The sequence below is a fragment of the Ammoniphilus soli genome (assembly GCF_040813775.1).
In genome coordinates, this window is record NZ_JBEGDL010000112.1 from 1 (window position 1) to 1891 (window position 1891).

Consider the following 1891-nt stretch of genomic DNA (forward strand, 5'->3'; position numbering starts at 1 on the left):
ATCATTTGAAGGAATAATACCAAGGGCATCACCTGGGACATAGGAAAGTCCGGACCCTTTTAGTGAAAGCTCGATATGCCTCGTTTCTTTACTAGAGCCAGCTCCATTTAAATTTACATTTTTGAGAACTATCGCGTGAAATGGATTTAGCCTTGAAAATGTTGTTGGCACCGTTTTAACTGCAGTATGTTGCATCATCTTCACCCCATCATGTTTATATAGATTTAGGATAACTTTCCCCCAGAAGAAGCCATAAACAGTCCCGTAGGCCCACTGCCAATGATTGAGAATAAAAGTTTATAATTTAGCATCAAAAACCCAAAGGTGGTGAAAATCAAGCAGCCATGAGATGCACGGATGAACACTATAGCGCTCAGAAACATAGGAATGGAGCTGTTCTTGTACCCAAGGCACGGCTGAGTAATCCTTTGCTTCGATTGCCTTTTTAATCTCCTCAAGAAGGAGGGTGTAAAATTGAACATCTTCCTCGATGTCCCCGCAAGCGCATCTTTCCTTTGCCAGATGATCTCTCAGATAATGAACCGAGAGCTCTAGTTGGTCCTTCACTTTAATCAGCAATTCCATAGACCAATGATAATCATATAGTAGAGACATCGTGTTTATCCCGTGATGATGTGATTGCATCCCTTTATTCATAAACCTCCACCACCATTTTTATAATCATGATTATATATTAATCGCACACAACATTTTTTGTCAAATACTTTTTAAAATTTTCAAAACAATTTAATTATCTAGATTGTTATATAATCATGATTATGTTACAATCTTGAATATGGGTACAGACAAATCTAATTTATATCAGGAAAGGGGTGAAGAGAATCGGATATCAAGGGATTCGAAGAAACTGCAGGTGACCTTCTCCTTCCATCCTTGTACAGGATGATCCATTGAATGACTAAAGGGGGAAAAGGGACGATGGCCAAAGTCTTTCGGGAAAAAACGGTTTTAGTAGTGTCTTTGCTGTTTACGAGTCTATTTATCTTATTGGGTATTTTCTTTAATACAAAGCTAGCAGATGCAGCATCAGCATTCCTAAGTACTACCATAGATTATTTTGGTTGGTTCTATCTGACCGCCGTCATGCTTTTTCTTCTTTTCTCCGTTTTTCTAATGCTATCCAGGTATGGGAGCATACGATTGGGCGATGATGCGGATCGGCCAGAATACAGTACAGCTTCTTGGTTAGCCATGCTTTTTAGCGCAGGTATGGGAATTGGATTAGTATTTTGGGGAGCGGCAGAACCGGTCTTTCATTATACAACTCCTCCCATAGGAGAAGGCTCCACGGCCGAATCAGCGGCGGTTGCCATGCGATATACGTTTTTGCATTGGGGATTGCACCCTTGGGCGATTTATACTGTAATCGCTCTCAGCCTCGCATACGCTCAGTTCAGGAAGAAAATGCCTGCCCTGATTAGCTCTGCCTTCTATCCCCTTTTGGGGGAACGAGTCAATGGGCCGATAGGAAAGACGGTCGATATTCTGGCGGTATTTGCAACCGTTTTCGGTGTAGCCACTTCATTAGGACTGGGTACGATGCAAATCTCAGGCGGGATGAGTTTCCTCTTTGGCTTAGAGAATACCATATCTTTGCAAATCGGGATTATTGTTGCCGTCACCGTTTTGTATATCTATACGGCCTGGAGCGGTGTGGACCGGGGAATAAAAACCCTCTCTAACCTGAACATGATTCTTGCACTAGCCCTCATGCTGCTCTTACTATTTGTTGGTCCCACGGCACAAATATTCAAGATTTTAGTGAACACAACGGGAAGTTATATCAACAACATTATCTCCATGAGCCTTCGCTTGGAACCGTTTCGCGATGATACATGGATTGCGGGATGGACGCTATTCTACTGGGCGT

2 protein-coding genes and 1 pseudogene are annotated in these 1891 nt (G+C 42.3%); 1 reads left to right on the plus strand and 2 read right to left on the minus strand.

Features of this window, described 5'->3' with window-relative positions:
* Both ABLT31_RS38475 and ABLT31_RS38480 read right to left on the minus strand, forming a co-directional pair.
* Positions 1 to 198 (minus strand): annotated as a pseudogene (locus ABLT31_RS38475) (protein CysJ); the annotation flags it as partial.
* Between the two features lie 99 nt (positions 199 to 297).
* Positions 298 to 657, minus strand: coding sequence for a hypothetical protein (locus ABLT31_RS38480; protein ID WP_367760992.1), 360 nt, complete (start codon positions 655 to 657; stop codon positions 298 to 300).
* 258 nt (positions 658 to 915) lie between these two features.
* Between ABLT31_RS38480 and ABLT31_RS38485 the strand changes: the two genes are divergently transcribed.
* Positions 916 to 1891 (plus strand): BCCT family transporter (locus ABLT31_RS38485; protein ID WP_367760993.1); only part of this gene is annotated, 976 nt, incomplete at its 3' end.